The sequence below is a fragment of the Embleya sp. NPDC127516 genome, from assembly GCF_044765325.1.
In the GTDB taxonomy this organism is placed as follows: Bacteria; Actinomycetota; Actinomycetes; order Streptomycetales; family Streptomycetaceae; genus Embleya.
Genome location: NZ_JBIWJT010000016.1, coordinates 1 through 16,728 on the forward strand (window position 1 = coordinate 1; position 16,728 = coordinate 16,728).

At 70.9% G+C, this 16,728-nt stretch carries 16 protein-coding genes; 12 read left to right on the forward strand and 4 right to left on the reverse strand.

Translation table 11 applies throughout. From position 1 onward, the window contains the following. Nucleotides 1-1,082: Hsp70 family protein (locus ACIRL2_RS28690; RefSeq protein ID WP_402235733.1), on the reverse strand; the 1,082-nt coding region annotated here is incomplete at its 3' end. Nucleotides 1,083-1,407: 325 nt separating this feature from the next. Between ACIRL2_RS28690 and ACIRL2_RS28695 the strand changes: the two genes are divergently transcribed. The 4 genes from ACIRL2_RS28695 (at nt 1,408) to ACIRL2_RS28710 (ending at nt 5,316) form a co-directional block, all read left to right on the forward strand. Then, nucleotides 1,408-2,469, forward strand: coding sequence for a hypothetical protein (locus ACIRL2_RS28695; RefSeq protein WP_395864690.1), 1,062 nt, complete (start codon nt 1,408-1,410; stop codon nt 2,467-2,469). Further along, nucleotides 2,466-3,416, forward strand: coding sequence for a hypothetical protein (locus tag ACIRL2_RS28700; protein ID WP_395864688.1), 951 nt, complete (start codon nt 2,466-2,468; stop codon nt 3,414-3,416). The genes ACIRL2_RS28695 and ACIRL2_RS28700 overlap by 4 nt, the downstream gene beginning before the upstream one ends. A gap of 72 nt (nt 3,417-3,488) precedes the next feature. Continuing rightward, entirely contained in the window at nt 3,489-4,319 is an 831-nt protein-coding gene (locus ACIRL2_RS28705) for a hypothetical protein (RefSeq protein WP_402235737.1), read from the forward strand. Nucleotides 4,320-4,362: 43 nt separating this feature from the next. Further along, a complete protein-coding gene (locus ACIRL2_RS28710) occupies nt 4,363-5,316 on the forward strand; it encodes a hypothetical protein (RefSeq protein WP_402235740.1) in 954 nt (317 codons plus the stop codon). A gap of 58 nt (nt 5,317-5,374) precedes the next feature. Here the strand turns inward: ACIRL2_RS28710 and ACIRL2_RS28715 are convergent, their stop codons facing one another. Beyond that, entirely contained in the window at nt 5,375-5,737 is a 363-nt protein-coding gene (locus tag ACIRL2_RS28715) for a cupin domain-containing protein (RefSeq protein ID WP_395864682.1), read from the reverse strand. Between the two features lie 115 nt (nt 5,738-5,852). On the opposite strand from ACIRL2_RS28715, the gene ACIRL2_RS28720 reads away from it, so the two are divergent. After that, complete coding sequence (locus ACIRL2_RS28720; RefSeq protein WP_395864680.1) at nt 5,853-6,941, forward strand: RNA ligase (ATP); 1,089 nt, start codon at nt 5,853-5,855, stop codon at nt 6,939-6,941. Between the two features lie 79 nt (nt 6,942-7,020). Further along, nucleotides 7,021-7,509, forward strand: a complete 489-nt coding sequence (locus tag ACIRL2_RS28725; RefSeq protein ID WP_395864678.1) for a YbjN domain-containing protein — start codon at nt 7,021-7,023, stop codon at nt 7,507-7,509. Nucleotides 7,510-7,578: 69 nt separating this feature from the next. Here ACIRL2_RS28725 and ACIRL2_RS28730 read toward each other — a convergent pair whose 3' ends face one another. Beyond that, nucleotides 7,579-8,736 carry a pyridoxal phosphate-dependent aminotransferase gene (locus ACIRL2_RS28730; RefSeq protein ID WP_402235744.1) on the reverse strand — a complete coding sequence of 386 codons (1,158 nt, stop codon included), beginning with the start codon at nt 8,734-8,736 and terminating at the stop codon, nt 7,579-7,581. A 230-nt stretch (nt 8,737-8,966) separates the two neighbouring features. Between ACIRL2_RS28730 and ACIRL2_RS28735 the strand changes: the two genes are divergently transcribed. The 3 genes from ACIRL2_RS28735 (at nt 8,967) to ACIRL2_RS28745 (ending at nt 11,711) form a co-directional block, all read left to right on the forward strand. Next, the gene (locus tag ACIRL2_RS28735; protein WP_395864674.1) at nt 8,967-9,473 is read left to right on the forward strand and encodes a DUF2617 family protein; all 507 of its coding nucleotides are present in this window, start codon (nt 8,967-8,969) and stop codon (nt 9,471-9,473) included. A 71-nt stretch (nt 9,474-9,544) separates the two neighbouring features. Further along, nucleotides 9,545-9,970: a DUF350 domain-containing protein gene (locus ACIRL2_RS28740; RefSeq protein WP_395864672.1), complete on the forward strand. Its 426-nt coding sequence runs from the start codon at nt 9,545-9,547 to the stop codon at nt 9,968-9,970. A 169-nt stretch (nt 9,971-10,139) separates the two neighbouring features. Further along, complete coding sequence (locus tag ACIRL2_RS28745) at nt 10,140-11,711, forward strand: polyamine aminopropyltransferase (protein ID WP_395864670.1); 1,572 nt, start codon at nt 10,140-10,142, stop codon at nt 11,709-11,711. Between the two features lie 21 nt (nt 11,712-11,732). On the opposite strand, the gene ACIRL2_RS28750 is transcribed toward ACIRL2_RS28745, so the two are convergent. Beyond that, nucleotides 11,733-12,929: a lipid II:glycine glycyltransferase FemX gene (locus tag ACIRL2_RS28750; protein ID WP_402235749.1), complete on the reverse strand. Its 1,197-nt coding sequence runs from the start codon at nt 12,927-12,929 to the stop codon at nt 11,733-11,735. Between the two features lie 282 nt (nt 12,930-13,211). Here ACIRL2_RS28750 and murJ point away from each other — a divergent pair, with 282 nt between their 5' ends. The 3 genes from murJ (at nt 13,212) to pyrE (ending at nt 16,519) form a co-directional block, all read left to right on the forward strand. Continuing rightward, on the forward strand, nt 13,212-14,921 hold the full coding sequence (gene murJ / locus ACIRL2_RS28755) for a murein biosynthesis integral membrane protein MurJ (RefSeq protein ID WP_402236094.1): 1,710 nt from the start codon (nt 13,212-13,214) through the stop codon (nt 14,919-14,921). Between the two features lie 88 nt (nt 14,922-15,009). Beyond that, nucleotides 15,010-15,810, forward strand: a complete 801-nt coding sequence (locus ACIRL2_RS28760) for a hypothetical protein (protein ID WP_402235752.1) — start codon at nt 15,010-15,012, stop codon at nt 15,808-15,810. Nucleotides 15,811-15,979: 169 nt separating this feature from the next. Continuing rightward, a complete protein-coding gene (pyrE, locus tag ACIRL2_RS28765; RefSeq protein WP_395864662.1) occupies nt 15,980-16,519 on the forward strand; it encodes an orotate phosphoribosyltransferase in 540 nt (179 codons plus the stop codon). Nucleotides 16,520-16,728 lie beyond the last annotated feature (209 nt).

Below are 16,728 nucleotides of genomic sequence, written 5' to 3' on the forward strand. Positions count from 1 at the left end.
ACGTCCTTGACCTCACCCTTGAGCACACCGGCCTGAAGCGCGGCGCCGACGGCGACGACCTCGTCCGGGTTGACGCCCTTGTTCGGCTCCTTGCCACCGGTGAGCTCGCGCACCACGTCGGCCACGGCCGGCATCCGGGTCGAGCCGCCGACCAGGACGATGTGGTCGATCGCCGAGAGCGGGATGCCCGCGTCCTCGATGACCTTCTGGAACGGCACCTTGGTGCGGTCGAGCAGGTCCTGCGTGAGCTGCTGGAACTGGGCGCGGGTGAGCTTCTCGTCCAGGTGCAGCGGGCCCTCGGCCGAGGCCGTGATGTAGGGCAGGTTGATCGAGGTCTCCATCGAGGAGGACAGCTCGATCTTGGCCTTCTCCGCCGCCTCGCGCAGGCGCTGGAGGGCCATCTTGTCCTTGGACAGGTCCACACCGTGCGCGTTCTGGAACTGCTTGACCAGGTGGTCCATGACCCGCTGGTCCCAGTCGTCGCCGCCGAGGTGGTTGTCACCATTGGTGGCCTTGACCTCGACCACGCCGTCGCCGATCTCCAGGAGCGACACGTCGAACGTGCCGCCGCCGAGGTCGAAGACGAGGATGGTCTGCTCGTCGGCCTTGTCCAGGCCGTACGCCAGCGCCGCCGCGGTGGGCTCGTTGACGATGCGCAGCACGTTCAGACCGGCGATCTCGCCGGCCTCCTTCGTGGCCTGCCGCTCGGCGTCGTTGAAGTACGCCGGCACGGTGATGACCGCGTCGGTGACCTTCTCGCCCAGGTAGGCCTCGGCGTCGCGCTTGAGCTTCATCAGGATGCGGGAGCTGATCTCCTGCGCGGTGTACTTCTTGTCGTCGATCGCCACGGACCACGTGGTCCCCATGTGACGCTTGACGGACCGGATGGTCCGGTCGACGTTGGTGACGGCCTGACGCTTGGCCACCTCGCCGACCAGAACCTCACCGTTCTTCGCGAAGGCAACCACGGACGGTGTGGTCCGCGACCCCTCCGCGTTGGTGATGACGGTCGACTCGCCGCCTTCCAGAACGCTGACGACGGAGTTCGTCGTACCGAGGTCGATACCGACCGCACGTGCCATGATTCGGTTCCTCCACGGGGAGAGTTGAGTGTTTGTCGCTCAAGGATGAGCCGTCGGGTGCAACCGGTCAAATCGCTTGAGTATTCCTGACTCAACTTTAGTGCCTCGCGACGTGTGAGGGGCGGGTTCGAAGGCATGCTGTCGCCACCCGGACGCTCGGCGTCATCGAAACGTTGTGCGCCTCCGGAGACTTATTTAGGTGAATGTCGCCACAAACGACACCCTTGACGCCTGCAGCCTCTTCATGCGCATGGCAGCATGTCGTGGCGCCTGATGCCTGCAAGCGAACGCCAGGCCAAACCCGAGATCCGAGGGGGACCTCCCGATGAGCGATGGTCAGGGCTATCCGCCTGTGCCACCGATGCCGCCCGGCCCACCACCGGGACCACCGGGACAACAGGGACAGCCGGGCCCGCCACAGGGTGGCTATCCGCAGCAGGGCGGCTACCCGCCGCCTGCCGGTTATCCGCAACAGCAGCAACAGCAGGGCGGGTTCCAGGAGCCCGACGGTTACCCGTACCCGCAGTACAGCCAGTACGGCCACTACCAGCAGTACGCGCAGAACCCGGTCCCGCTGGGTCCGGACGGCCGGCCGCCGCGCGGTGGGCGCAGCAAGAAGGTGATCGGCACCTGGATCGCCGGTGTCACCGGCGCCGTGGTCGCGTCCGTCGTGGTCGCGGTGGTCGGCTTCGACGACCCGACCGACAAGAAGGACCCGGACGCGCAGAAGTCGGCGCCCGCGCCGATCGTGACCGGCAAGGTGGCCGCTCCGAGCAACAGCGCGGCCGCCGGGCCCAAGAAGGCCGACATCACCAACCAGCTCAAGATCCCGGACACGCTGCCGCCGATCACCGGACCCAAGATCAGCGGCATCTCGGTGGATCCGAAGACCTGGCCCAAGGCCTGCGATCTGCTGACGGACGACGAGATCAAATCGGTCATCCCCGAGGGGACCATCCGCGAGCGCAAGAGCTTCATGGGCCGGTACTCGAACCTGCTCGGCAAGAGCGTGAACGACAACGAGTGCGACATCACGCTCGACCTGCCGAACCAGCAGTCCTCGGACTACCCCGCGAAGATCAACGTCACCACGTACGGCTACAAGACGCCGGCCGAGGAGAAGGCCTCCTTCGCGAAGGAGAAGACGCAGTCCGAGACGGCCACCAAGCCCTACCCGGACCAGTACGACGACATCCCGGCCGACAAGATCGGGGTGGACGGGTCGTTCCGGGACAACCGCACGATCCAGATCTCCAAGAACGGCTTCCGGGTCTGGGTCACCCTGTCGGCCCAGCTGGAGGACTCGCAGGGCAACCCGCTCAAGAGCAACACCATGGTGCGTCAGTACGGCCCGTCGATGGCCGCGGTGGTCGGGCAGAAGCTGTGAGCGGTGGGTGGCAGCAGGGACCGGGCGGGCCGCCGCACGGGCAGTATCCGCAGCAGCAGCCGGGGTTCGGGCAGCAGCAGGGCTACGTGCCGCAGCAGCCCGGCTACCCGCCTCCGCAGCCGGGCTACGGGCCGCCGGGACACTACGGGCCGCCCGGCCGGCCGTACGGGCCGCCGGACCCGCCGCGTCGGGGCAACCGGCTCGCGCTGTGGGCCGCGATCGCGGTCGTGCTCGTCGGTGCCGGCGTCGGCGGCTTCGTGCTGCTGAACAAGGACGACGACTCGGACACCGCCAAGCCCAACCCGACTTCGGTGGCACCGGCCGCGAGCGGCGGCGGCAAGAGCGGCGATTCCAAGGCCGGGCAGAGTGCCGAGCCGCTCGAGCGTCCGATGGTTTTCCCCGCAGCGCCGCCCGCCGACGCCGGGGCAAAATTCAACGCGACCAACGACGGCAAGACCTGGCCGAAGGCGTGCGACATGCTGTCGGACGCGCAGATCGGGAAGGTCGTCAAGGGCGCCACGGTCAAGACCAGGAAGTCCGACACGACCGTTTCGGTCAAGTACGACTTCCCGGGCGCGGCCGATAATCAGTGCAGGTTCGAACTGTCCGTGCCGGACCCGAACAATCCGAAGTATCCGTCGTACGCCAGGATCGAGCTCACACTGCACGAGGTGAGCACCCCGGCGACCGCGAAGGGCCACTACGGCGACACCAAGAAGAACCGGGGGCGCAAGCCGTTCGGCGTGTTCGAGGAACTCGGCACGAAGCTGGGCACCGACGACGCGTTCCGCGACGACTCGTACATCTGGTTCCACAAGGGTCCGTACTACGTGGAGCTGTACGTGTCCTCCGGACTGGAGGGTCCGGGCGGGGCGAAGTTGGCGGACGACGACGCCGTCAAGCAGTACGGGCCGACGCTCATCGGTTACCTCGTGGCACGGATGTAACCCGCGGTACCGCAGCATCGGCGACAGCGCATCGGAACAGCGCATCGGAACAGGCATCGGGAGGATACGGGGATGGTACGAATCGGGAACCCAGGAGGGAACCAGTACGGCGGGCCGCAGCAGCAGCCGCAGTACGGTCATCCCGGGATGTACCAGCAGCCGTACCCGCCGCAGCCGCCGCCGCGCCGGAGCAAGCTGAAGCCCATTCTCGGCTGGGTCGGCGTGGTGGTCGGCGGTGTGCTGGCCACCGTCGCCGCGTCGTACATCGTCGACGAGATCAACAAGAAGAACGACAAGGGCGACAAGCCGGTGGCCGAGAACGGGGTCGCCTTCCCCGACGGCTACACCCCGCCGCCCGGGGTGGCGTTCGTCGACGGCGCCAAGTTCCGGGCGTCGGGGGACACCGGGACGTGGCCGGACGCGTGCACGATGTTGTCCGACAAGGAGATCCAGAACGCGGTCCCCGACGCGAGCATCGTCGGGGCGCGCGAGGGTCGCAAGGGCGCCAAGACGCCCCGGAACTACGAGTGCACGGTCAAGCTCAAGCTGCCCAACCTCCAGGACCCGGCCACGCCGGCCAAGCTGACCATGACCATCAAGGCGATCGGCGACGCCGCCCCGGTCAAGGACATGTACGAGAAGGCCAAGGCGGAGGCGGCTCCCTTCACCGGCTACGAGGACCTGGCCAACAAGCTGTTCGTACAGGACGCGTTCCGCCAGAACGGCAAGCTCAACCTGTACAAGCAGGGCGCCAAGCCGGATTCGCCCGGCTACTACGTGGTCCTGGACGTCAGCGCGCAGACCAAGGAATCGACGGGCGCGAACGAAGCACCCGACACCTGGACCAAGAAGGCCGGACCGGCCCTCGTGCGCGTCCTCAACATCAAGATGACGGACGACTGATTCGCCGTCGTCCCTCGACGGTTCGTCCCCACGGGAGCTCTCGATGACCGGCCAGTACAACAGCCCGAACTCCGGCCAATACTCCGGCCAGGGGCCCGGCTATCCGCCGCCGGGCGGCTACGGCCAACAGCCGCCGCCCGGCCAGTACGGCGGGCCGCCGGGCCAGTACGGGCCGCCGCCCGGGTACAGCCCGCCCGGCTATCCGCCGCCGTATCCGCCGGAGCCGCCGCGCCCCAACCGCCGCAAGCAGGTCTTCAGTTGGCTGGCGGTGCTCGCGGGGGGCACCGCGGCGACGGTGATCGCCGCGCTGTTGATCAACGGCACGGACGGCAAGAAGAACGAGGCGGTCAAGCTGCCGCCCACGGAGTCCGTGCGCAAGCTGGAGAGCTTCGACCCCAAGGCGGTCCAGAACGCTCCGAGCGCTCCTCCCGCGTCCAAGGAGGCCTCGCGTCCCTCGGCGCCGCCCGCGCCCAAGAGCGGTGGCAAGTTCGCCCCCGTGGCGACCGACATGTCCACCTGGCCGGACGTGTGCGACCTGATCACCCCCGAGGAGATCGCCAAGGTGATCCCCGAGGTGACCACCCAGGAGGAACAGGGCACCGCCAAGGCCGCCGGTTCGTATGCCTCCCGCGGCCCGGCGCTGCGCAGCACGACCTGCCTCTACACGGTGAACACCAAGCGGGGCTTCGGCTACAGCAACGTGATCAAGCTGACCATCGAGATCAGGAACATCGACGCCCCCAAGGAACTCGACTACATCTGGAACCTCAACAAGAACGGCGCGCAGCGGATCCAGTCCGACTTCAAGGCGATCACCGCACCGGGCGTCGACGACGCCTACTACGCCGTGCAGAAGGTGCGCCTGCGCAAGGGACAGTACGACCTGCAGGTCGACGCGACGGGCAGTCTCACCATGGAGGGCACCGACCGGCCCTGGATGAATTGGCAGAGCGAACTGCTCCCGAAGTTCGTCGCGACCATCAGCGCCAAGATCTGACCGGACGCGCCCGGGACCCCGGCGGGTCGCGGCGATCGCCACCCGCCGGGCGCACGGCCTACTCGTCGCGGTGGACCGTTTCGGGGGCGAAGCCGGGGAGGCAGACGGCGATGTAGTCGGCGCCCTCGGAGTTCCCGGTGCTGTAGCGGACCCACTCGCCGGCGGGTGTGTGGATGCCCTGGCCGGCGGCGACCTCCTGGACACCGCCCTCGAACTCGACGGTCAAAACGCCGCGCAGGACCACCGTGTACTCGTCGAACTCGGGGCGCTGGCCCGGTTCCTCCCAGCCGCCGGGGCTGGTCATGTGCGCGATGCTGAGCGCCCGGTCGCCGGTGTTGACCCGGCCGACGTACTCGCGAATGGTCTTGGGGATGTTGCCGGCGGCCTCGACGACCGTCGGCTTCTCGATGAAGTTCGGCATGTGTCCCATCCTGTACCGGGACGCCGGTAAATCGTTGGCGGCCCCGCCCGGGCACTTGGGACCGTGGAGTCGACGGGGAAGACACCCCTGTGCGGTTTCGGGGAAGGGGCGACGCATGTCCACACTCAAGGTCACGGCCGAACGGTTGGTGGTGCACGAGCACCCCAACGCGGACGCGCTGGAGCTGGCCCAGGTCGGCCTGTACCGAGCCGTCGTCGCGAAGGGCGCCTACGTCACCGGTGACGTCGCGGTGTACATCCCCGAGCAGGCGGTGCTGCCGGACCCGCTGATCGACGAGCTCGGCCTCACCGGGCGGCTCGCCGGGTCGGCCAAGAACCGGGTTCGGGCGATCCGGCTGCGCGGCGAGCTCTCGCAGGGCATCGTCTGCCGGCCGAGCGCGCTCGAGGGCCGGGACCTGTCGGCCGCGCTCGCCGGTGACGAGGACTTCGCCGAGGTGCTGGGCATCGTCAAGTGGGTGCCGCCCATCCCCGTGCACATGAGCGGCGAGATCGTGCCCGCCGCCGACCTGCTGCCGTGGGTCGACATCGAGAACGTGCGCCGCTACCCGGAGTTGTTCACGGCCGGAGAGCCGGTGGTGGCGACCGAGAAGATCCACGGCACCGCGTGCCTGTACACCTACGTGGCCGACACCGGTGAGAGCTTCGTGTCCTCGAAGGGCTTCGGTGCCAGGTCGCAGGCGCTGGTCCGGGACGAGCACAACCTGTACTGGCGCAGCGTGCTCGCGCACCGGCTGCCCGAGGCCGCCGCGGAGTTGGCCGCGCGGTACGGCGCGGCCCGGGTGGGCGTGTTCGGCGAGGTGTTCGGGCAGGGCGTACAGGACCTGGGGTACGGCGCGCAGGGTCGTTCGGAGCTGCCGGGCTTCGCGGTGTTCGACGTTGCGCTCGCGGACGCCGGCGGCGCGGTACGCCGGGTGGACGCCGAGCGACTCGCCGAACTGCTCGGCGGCTTGCAGACGGTGCTTCCGATGGTGCCGACGCTGTATGCCGGGCCCTACGACGAGGCCGCGCTGCTGGCCCTGGCGGAGGGCCGGGAGACCGTCTCGGGCACCGCCGCGCACCTGCGCGAGGGGATCGTGATCCGCCCGGCTCGCGAGCGGTACAGCGACGTGGTCGGCGGGCGGGCGATCGGCAAGATCGTCTCCGCGGCCTACCTCACCCGCAAGGGTGGCACCGAATACGAATGAGGCCTCGCGCGCTGGGGCCTACCGCTCTGGGCCGAATGAGAGAGGATGGCGTCCATACGTCTGGAGAGGATCTTTTTTCATGAGCATCGACCCGTCCTCGCTTCCGAGGTCGACCTTCGTCCCGGCCGCACCGGTCGTCAAGCCGTCGGCGGACCTGATCAACCAGGTTCTCGACGAGCTCCAGGTGAACCACTTCACCGACGAGGAAGGCGACATCTGCGCGCCCTGGGACGGCTTCCGCGTCTACTTCATGCTGCGCGGCGACAAGCAGGAGATCTTCACGGTCCGAATGTTCCTCGACCGTGAGTTCGAACCGGCGGAGCGCCCGCGGATGCTGGAGCAGCTCGACGAGTGGCACCGCCAGTTCTTCTGGCCCAAGGTCTACACGCACGAGCACGAGGGGAAGCTGCGTCTGATCGGCGAGGCTCAGCTCGACTGCGAGCCCGGCATCAACCGCGAGCTGTTCGTGTTCACCACGCGCGCGTGGATCAGCACGTGTATCTCGTTCGCGAACTGGATCAACGAGCAGTTCGGCCCCGAGGACAAGCCGGCCGACGGCCAGGCGTAGTCCGACGGCGCGTGTGTGGGGGCCGTCGGCCCCCACACGTACGCCGGTGCCCGTGCGGGCGGGCCCGGCTCAGCCGGTCGCCGCGAGCCGCTTGGCGGCCTCCTCCAACACCTCGACGCGCTTGCAGAAGGCGAACCGCACCAGCGGTCGGCCGACCTCGACGTCGTCGAAGAAGACCACCTCCGGAATCGCGACCACACCGCGCAGTTCGGGCAGCCGACGGCAGAAGTCGAGGCCGTCCGCGTAGCCCAGCGGGGTGATGTCGGTGGTGGTGAAGTAGGTCCCCTGCGGTTCGTAGACGGTCAGTCCGGCCGCGCGCAGGCCGCCGCCGAGCAGGTCGCGCTTGTACCGCAGGTCCTCGCGCAGCCCGTCGAAATAGGCGTCCGGCAGCCGCAGGGCGTGTGCGATGGCGGGCTGGAACGGCGCGCCCGAGGTGTAGGTCAGGAACTGCTTGGTCGTGCGTACCGCCGCGATCAGCTCCCGCGGCGCGCACACCCAGCCGATCTTCCAGCCGGTGAACGAGAAGGTCTTGCCCGCCGACGAGACGGTGACGGTGCGCTCGCGCATGCCGGGCAGTCCGGCGATCGGGATGTGCTCGCCGTCGTAGACGAGGTGTTCGTAGACCTCGTCGGTGACCACGATCAGGTCGTGCTCGATCGCGATGGCGGCGATCGACTCCAGTTCGGCCCGGGTGAGCACGGTGCCGGTCGGGTTGTGCGGGCTGTTGAGCATGATCACCCGGGTGCGGTCGGTGACCGCCGCGCGCAGCTCGTCCGGGTCCGGGCGGAAGTACGGGGGACGCAGGGTGACGCCGACGCGGCGTGCGCCGGCCATCGCGATGCACGCGGCGTACGAGTCGTAGAACGGTTCGAGCGCGATCACCTCGTCGCCGGGCTCGAGCAGCGCGAGCAGGGTGGCCGCGATCGCCTCGGTCGCGCCGGTGGTGATCAGGACCTCGGAGTCGGGGTCGAAGGTCTGCCCGCGAAAGCGCTGCCGGTGCTCGGCCACCGCCAGGCGCAGGTCCGGGATGCCGTCGCCCGGTGGGTACTGGTTCACGCCGTCGCGCATGGCGGCGACCGCGATCTCGATCACCTCCGCCGGGCCGTCGGTGTCCGGGAAACCCTGGCCGAGGTTGATCGCGCCGGTGCTGCGCGCGAGCGCGGACATCTCGGCGAAGATCGTGGTGCCCAGGCCGTCCAGGTGTCGGGCCAACAGCGGTCGGTTCATCCGTACGGCTCCTTCGCGGGGGTTGGTCTACCCGCCCATCCTCGCGTGCCGGATGGTCCGGTCCACAGGGTGTCCTTCACCCGTTCGTGTCAACGCCTTTCACCTTCACGGGTGACGACGCTGTGCCTTTGGGCGCCTACCGTGAGTCATGTCCCCTGGTTTGCAGCCGATTGTCGCCCCCGGGAGCCTCCCGTGGGTCTTCCCCGTTGCCCGGACAGATGAGCGCGAGAATGCACGCCACACTCACCACCACGTACACCGACACCCGCGCGGACGCCCTCGGCTGGTGCCTGGGCCTGCCGGCGCTCCCCGCGTTGGCCGAGCGCCATGTCGAAATCGGAGGGCTGAAGCTGGAGCTGCGGTTGCTGGGCGCGTCGCACCAGATGCTGATCACTCCCGACCGGGGGGAGGGCGACGCGGTGTCGGAGACCGTCGCGTGCCTGCCGGGCGCGGCCACCCCGTTGCCCGCCCGGGCGGCCACCCGGCTCGGCCGGTGGGAATACGAATTCACCGCGTTGACCCAGCGGTTGGAGGACGCCGCGTTCGTCGCCCGGGTGCGCGAGATCGTGGCCTTGGCGACCGGGCACCGATACGGCCTGATCGGCGAATACCCCGGGCTGCCGTACGCGGTCACCGCGATGGTGGTCGAGGGTTGTGGGGCCGGTGCGGTCTGGTCCACGTGGCACACGTACCCGCAGGAGTGCCGAATCGTGAACACTCGAAGTCGCGCGATGTGACGATCGCACCAAACGATCCGACACAATGACGCCCCATCAGGTGATCCGACGACGATGGGGGACACGGCGCCATGTTCAGGGATCTCGCGGAGGGTGTCGGTTACGCGTTCGCCTACGGGGGCGTGGGCATCGTGCTCATGGTCCTGGGGTTCGTGCTCGTGGACCTGCTGACACCCGGCAACCTCGGTCGGCAGATCTGGATCGAACGCAATCGCAACGCGGCGCTGGTGCTCTCCTCGGCACTGCTCGGCGTCGGCATGATCGTCACCACGGCGATCGCGACCACCTACGAGGAGTTCGGCAAGGGGCTGGCCTCCACGGCGCTCTTCGGGGTCTCCGGGCTGATCCTGATGGCCATCGCGTTCCTGGTGATCGACCTGGTCACCCCGGGCCGCCTCGGTGCCACCGTGGTCGAGCGCGAACCGCACCCGTGCGTCTGGGTCACCGCGTCCTCCCAGATCGCGATCGCCGCGATCGTGTCGGCGTGTATCGCCTGAGCCGGGGGTCGGGCCCGGGCCGAGCCCGACCCCCGGCCCTGGGCCGGCTCGGCCCGGGGCGAGCCCGACCCGGCCCCGGGCCCGCCCACACGTCCCGCGCGTAACCGGTTCGGGTGAACCGTCGGCGCGTCCGACGACCCCCGCGCGCTCCGCGCCTACCGTGCTCGGGGTGACCTCCCCCGCGCCGCGCGCCCCCACCATCGTGCGCGCCTCCGCGGCCCGGGCCCGCCCGGCCGCGCTCGCCGCGGGGCCCGCGCGGTTCGTGGTCCTGCTCGCCGTGCTGGTCTGCGCGGCGTGCGGGCTGGTCTACGAACTCGCGCTGGCCGCGCTCGGCGGCACGCTCGGCGGCGACCCGGTGGTGGAGACCTCGATCGTGCTCTCGGTGATGGTCTTCGCGATGGGCGTGGGCGCGCTGGCCGCCAAGCCGCTCGCGCGCCGGGCCGCGGCGGCCTTCGTCGCCGCCGAGATCCTGCTCGCGGCGTGCGGTGGGATGTGCGCGACCGTGCTGTACGCGACCTTCGCCTGGTACGACGTCTACCGCTGGCCGATGATCGCCGTCGCGGCCGTGCTCGGGCTGCTGATCGGGGCGGAGATTCCGCTGCTGATGACGCTGGTGCAGCGGATCCGCCCGCAGGACGCGGGCAGCGCGGTGGCCGACCTGTTCGCGGCCGACTACGTGGGCGCGCTGATCGGCGGTCTGCTCTTCCCGTTCCTGCTGCTGCCGCACCTGGGCCAGTTGCGCACCGTCGTGCTCGCCGGCGTGATCAACGCGATCGCGGGCGCGCTCGTGGTGTTGTGGCTGTTCCGCACCGACCTGCCGGTCCGGCTGCGGGTGGTGATGTACGCGGCCGTGGCCGCGGTGCTCGCGCTGCTGGCCGGCACCTGGGCGTACACGCCCGCCTTCGAACGGGCGGCGCGCGAGGTGCTCTACGACGGGGACGTGGTGTCCGCGCGAGAGGACGTGGTGCTCACCCACACGGGCGCGGGTCCCGAGCTGTACGTGGCCGGCGAGCGGCGGGTCGCGGCCCCGGGCGCGAGCGAGACCGCGCAGGCGCTCGTGCACCCCGCGATGGCCGGCCGGCACGAGCGGGTGCTCGTGCTCGGCGGGGGCGACGGGCTGGCCCTGCGCGAGGTGCTGCGCTACGCGGCGGTGCGCGAGGTCGTGCTCGTGGTCTCGCGCGTCGCCGAGACGGCGCCCGCGCGGAGCGACCCGCGGTTGCGCGCGCTGGCCGGCGACGCGTTCGCCGACCCGCGGGTACGGGTGGTCGGGGCGGACGCGTTCGCGTGGGTGCGCGGCGCCGCGGAGCGCTTCGACGTGGTCGTGGCCGACCTGCCCGGGCCCACCGTCGGTGCCTCCGCGCGGCTGTACACGCAGGAGTTCTACGGCCTGACCCGGACCGTACTGCGCCCGGCCGGCCGGATCGTGGTGCACGCCCCCGCGCCGGACGCGCATCCTCGCGCGTACTGGTGCGCCGAGGCCGGTCTGCGCGCCTCGGGCCTGCGCACGGTGCCGTATCGGGTCAGCGTGCCGGGCCCGGCCGACCGGGGCTTCGTGCTCGCCGCGGTCGCGCCCGGCACGGGCCTGCGGGCCGCCGACGACGCCCCGGACCCGGCGGTGGTCCCGTTCCTGGCCGCCGACCGGCTGGCCCTGGCCGGGTGGTTCCCGCCGCACGAGGCACGCGTGGACGTGCCCCCGTCCACCCTGAACAACCCGCGCATCGCCGACTACGCGCGCGGCTGAGCGACAACCGCCGCCCGCTCCTCAGCGGATCGACATGTACGCCCGGAACGCCTTGTGCAGCGTGGGCAACACCGGGTACTCCCACTCGCCCAGGTTCTCCACGACCCGTCCGTTCGTACCCAGCTTCCAGCGCAGCACCCCGAACAGCCGGTCGTCCGGGTCGATCACCGGACTGACCCCGCGCATGTCGTAGACCGGCACGCCGCGTTCGTGCACGTCCCGGATCATCCGCCACTGCAACGCGTGGCTGGGCCGCACGCCGCGCCCGTGGTCGGTGGAGGCGCCGGTCTGGTACCAGACCCGCGAGCCCGCGCTGATCAGCGTGTGCGCCGCGAGCAGCCGATCCTCGAAGCGGGCCAGGTAGAGCTTCATCCGACCCGCCGACTCGGTGTTGAGCGCACGGAACTGGCGTTCGTAGTAGGGAAGCTCACGGCCGAGTCGGAACCCGTTGCGGCGCTCGGTGACCCGGAGCAGCTCGAAGAAGGCGGGCAGGTCCTCGTAGCCGCCCACGGTGATGTCCACCCCGGCCTTGCCGGCCTTGCCGATCGCGCGCTTCCACTCCTGGTTGAAGCCCGCCTTGACCTGATCCAACGACCGTTCCTGGAAGGGAAGTTCGAAGGTGTACCGGGGTTGCGCGTCGGCACCGTCGCCGGACGCGCGCCAGCCCAGGTCGCCCAACCGCAGCGCGACGGTGGCGCCCAGCGGGTCGATCTCGTCCGGGGTGACCCGGTCCAGGTGCTTGAGACCGTGCTTGACCGCGTCCTTGACGGTCTGCGCCTGCCACCGCCGGTGCGCCAGCGGCGGGCCCATCCGGACCGTGAACACATGCCGAGTGCGCATGTGTTCGATCAGCGGCGCCAACCACCGCTGCGGGTTCGGGTCGGTCCAGTCGATCACCGGACCCTCCGGGAGATACGCGAACCAGTACGGCACCTTGGGCATCTTGCGGTACAGCACCAGCGCCGACCCGACCACGACGCCGTCCGCGTCGTACCAGCCGATGCCCTCGCTGCGCCACGCCTCCTTGACCACGGCCCAGGACGGGTATTGCAGGAAGCCCGCGTCGCCGCGTCCGTCGAGATGGGCCAGGTGCGCGTCGGGCGTCAGCGGGGCGACCCGCAGCCTCGGATCGCCGGCCGCGGCGGGCACCAGGGCCGCGGAGGCGGGCGCGGCGGGAACGGTCGAGCGCGCGGGCGGCGCCGGGAGCAGCGTGACCACGGGACGTCTCCTCGGGGACGGAGGGATGCGGGGTAGCCCCGCATCCCTTTAAGAGCCCGTGGCAGCGGGGTTTCGTCACCGGAAAATTCGGATGCAACACAAGTGGCCCGCCGAGGACTCAGATAGAGGGGGACCATGTCCGGAGCCCCGATCGAGCCCGAATCGGAGGCTTTTGTGAGCGATGTCGTCGCGGCGCCGCCGCGCGGTCGGCACGCTCGCGGCGAGGGCCGCGAAGACGCCTCCACCGCGCCCGCGGCGGTGTCGGCGCGGCCGGTGGAACCGGTGGCCGGCCGGGCCGCGCGAGACGGTGCCGGGCGCGCCGGCCGGCCGGTGCTGCGCGGTGGCGCGAGCCTGGCGTTGGGCTCCGCGGTGTCCCGACTGACCGGCTTCGCCCGCAGCGCGACGGTGGTCGCGGCGCTGGGCACCGGGTTGTTCGCCGACGGCTACAACGTCGCGAACACGGTGCCCAACATCTTGTACATCCTGCTCGTCGGCGGCGCGCTCAACTCGGTCCTGGTGCCGCAACTGGTGCGCGCCGCGCGGCGGGACGCGGACGGCGGCGCCGGCTACACCGACCGTCTGCTCACCGCGGTCGGCTGCCTGCTGCTCGTGCTCACCATCGCGGGCGTGCTCGCCGCGCCCGCGATCGTGTCCGCGTACGCGGACTACGACGGCGCGCAGCGCGACCTCACCATCGCGCTGGCCCGGATGTGCCTGCCGCAGATCCTCTTCTACGGCGTGTTCGCCCTGGTCGGCGAAGTGCTCAACGCGCGCGGCCGGTTCGGGCCGATGGCCTGGACGCCGATCCTGAACAACCTCGTGGTGATCGCGGTCTTCGGGTCCTTCCTGCTGGTCGCGCACGACGTTCGGGACGCGCACGGCATCACGCCCGCGCAGACTCGACTGCTCGGGCTGGGCACCACGCTGGGCATCGTGGTGCAGGCGGCCGCGCTGGTGCCGTACCTGCGCGCGGCCGGGGTGCGCTGGCGACCGCGCTTCGACTGGCGCGGCCACGGACTGGGCACGCCGCTGCGGATGGCCGGATGGGCGGTCGGCCTGGTCGGCGTCTCGCAGGTGGGCTATTGGCTGGTCACCCGGCTCGCGGTCGAGGTCTCCGACAAGGCGGTGGACTCCGGGGTCGGCCACGGCGTCGGCTACACCGCGTACGCCAACGCCCAGTTGTTGTGGATCGTCCCGCACGGCGTGGTCACCGTGTCCATCGCGACCATGCTGATGCCCCGGATCAGCCGGGCCGCGGCGGACGGACACCCCGCGCGGGTCCGCGAGTCGATCTCCCGGGGCCTGCGGCTGAACGCGCTGGTGATCGTGCCGGTGTCGTTCCTGTTCCTCGCGCTCGGCCCGCAGGTGACCGCGGTGGTCTTCCGGCACGGCGTCACCACCGAGGCGGACACCCGAGCGATGGGCCTGATGTTGTCCGCGTTCGCGCCGGGGTTGATCGCGTACTCGGCGCAGTACCTGATCCAGCGCGGGCTGTACGCGGTCCAGGACGCCCGTACGCCGTTCTGGGCCAATGTCGCGATGACCGCGGCCGGGGCGCTGTTCGCGCTCGTGGCCTACGGCACGCTGCCCGCAGAGTGGGCGGTCACCGGGATGGCGGCCGGATACAGCGCCGCGCAGGTGATCGGCCTGGTGTGGTTGGCCCGGGTGCTGCGCCGGCGGCTGGGCGGGCTGGACACGATCCGGGTGGCGCGCACCCACGCGGGCCTGGCCATCGTCTCCGCCGCCGCGGCCGGCGGCTCGTGGCTGCTCGCCCGTCGGTGTGCGCACACGCTGGGCTCGGGGCCGGTGGGCTCGGCGGTCGCGCTGGTCGGCGCGGCGGTGCTGTTCGCGGTGCTCGTCGTGCCGATCGCGTATCCGCGGGCGCGTCGGTTGTGGTTGCCGCGGGAGCCGCCGCGCCCGGATCCCGACCCGGGCGCCACGCCGCGCGTGATCGACCCCGACGCGCCGACCGGACGACACCGGCGGGTGTGATGGGGTGGGACCGTACCTGCCGACCGCACGGGTCGGTCCACGGGTGAGCCGGTCGAGCGTCGTCCGCCGCCATGAACGGGGAGAACGGATGCAGTACGAAGTCGTCGTGCCGATCCCGGTCCGATCTGTCTGGGACACCTTCCACGACGCCGAGCGGCTGGCCCGATGTGTTCCCGGCCTGCTGCTCGACGAGCCGGCCCGGACCGGTGCCGAGGGCATCGAGCTGACCGGCCGGTGGCAACTGCGGGTCGGTGCCGACACCATCACCCATCGCGGCACGCTGCGGCTCGTGGACGCGATCGAGCCGCTCGCGCTGGTCGCGAGCGTCGAGGGCGTCGAGAGCGTGGACGGCGCCGGTGACGGCGACGAAGGTGGCGACGGTGGCCCGGGCACGGCGGAGTCCGGCACGATCCGCGTCGGCGCGGAGTTCGCCGTGCGGCTGTACGACCTGGACGCGGACGACGAGGACGGCCCGAGCCGGACCCGGATCGTGTTCACCGACGCGTGGGACGCGTCCGACGGGGGCGACGCGGGCGACGCGGACGACGCCTTCGGTGCCGACCCGATCCGCCCGGCCGCCGCGTTCACCCGGGCCGCCGACCTGTTCGCCGCGGCGCTGACCGACGAACTGTCGCCGGCGCCGGCGGACACCCCGTTCGAGTCGGTGGTGCCGATCCCGGACCCGTTCGCGCCGCGAGCCCGGACCCAGGGCGCCCGGCCGTCGGCGTCGCGCCCGGCCGCGAACGGCGACGCGGAGCCGGATCTGTGGTCCCGGGCGGGCCACGGCACCGGCCGCGCCGCGCGCCGTGCGGTCGGGGTCCTGGTCCCGGTCCTCGGCGCGTTGTTCGTCTGGCGTCGGGTGCACGTGCGTCGCCGCCGCGCCGGTTAGGCCCTCTCCGGTGGTGGGTCCGCGCCGCCCGGCACTGCGCCTCGCCGTGCCGGAGAAGCAGCCGAATAGAGCCACCATGCGTCTGCTTCTCCGGCCCGCCGAGGCACGCCACCGGACGACGCGGCCCGATCCACCAAGATCCGCCGGACAGGGCCTAGGCTCCGGTGCCATGAGTTCCGACCGCGATGCGCTCCTCGACCAGATCAAGACCAAGGCCGTCGTGCACGGCAAGGTCGTCCTCTCCTCCGGCCGGGAGGCGGACTACTACGTCGACCTGCGCCGGATCACCCTGGACGGCGAGGCCGCGCCGCTGGTCGGCCGGGTCATGCTTGAGCTCACCGCGGACCTGGAGTTCGACGCGGTCGGCGGCCTGACGCTGGGCGCCGACCCGGTCGCCGGGGCGATGTTGCACGCCGCGGCCGCGCAGGGGCGCAGGCTGGACGCGTTCGTGGTGCGCAAGGCCGGCAAGGCGCACGGGCTTCAGCGCCGCATCGAGGGGCCCGACGTCAAGGGCCGCCGGGTGCTGGCCGTCGAGGACACCTCCACCACCGGCGGTTCGGTGCTGACCGCCGTCGAGGCGCTGCGCGAGGCCGGCGCCGAGGTCGTCGCGGTCGCGGTGATCGTCGAGCGCGGAGCCGCCCCGACGGTGGAAAAGGCCGGCCTGGAGTACCGGGTCGCCTACCACCTGGAAGATCTCGAACTGAATTAACGCCCACCCGTACATTCCGCTCGGGCCGCCCCGTGTGATGCCTTGCGCATTCATGGGGCGGCCATTGCTTTTTTCGCGGTCTCGGATATTGTCGGACCAGTTCCGACGTCGGCGCGTCCGCCGACCGGACTTCCCGGGGGGGAAGTGTGAATTCTTCGTGTATGTCGTCCCGTGCGCGCCGGCCGTGATCTCGCGGCTGAGTCGATTCG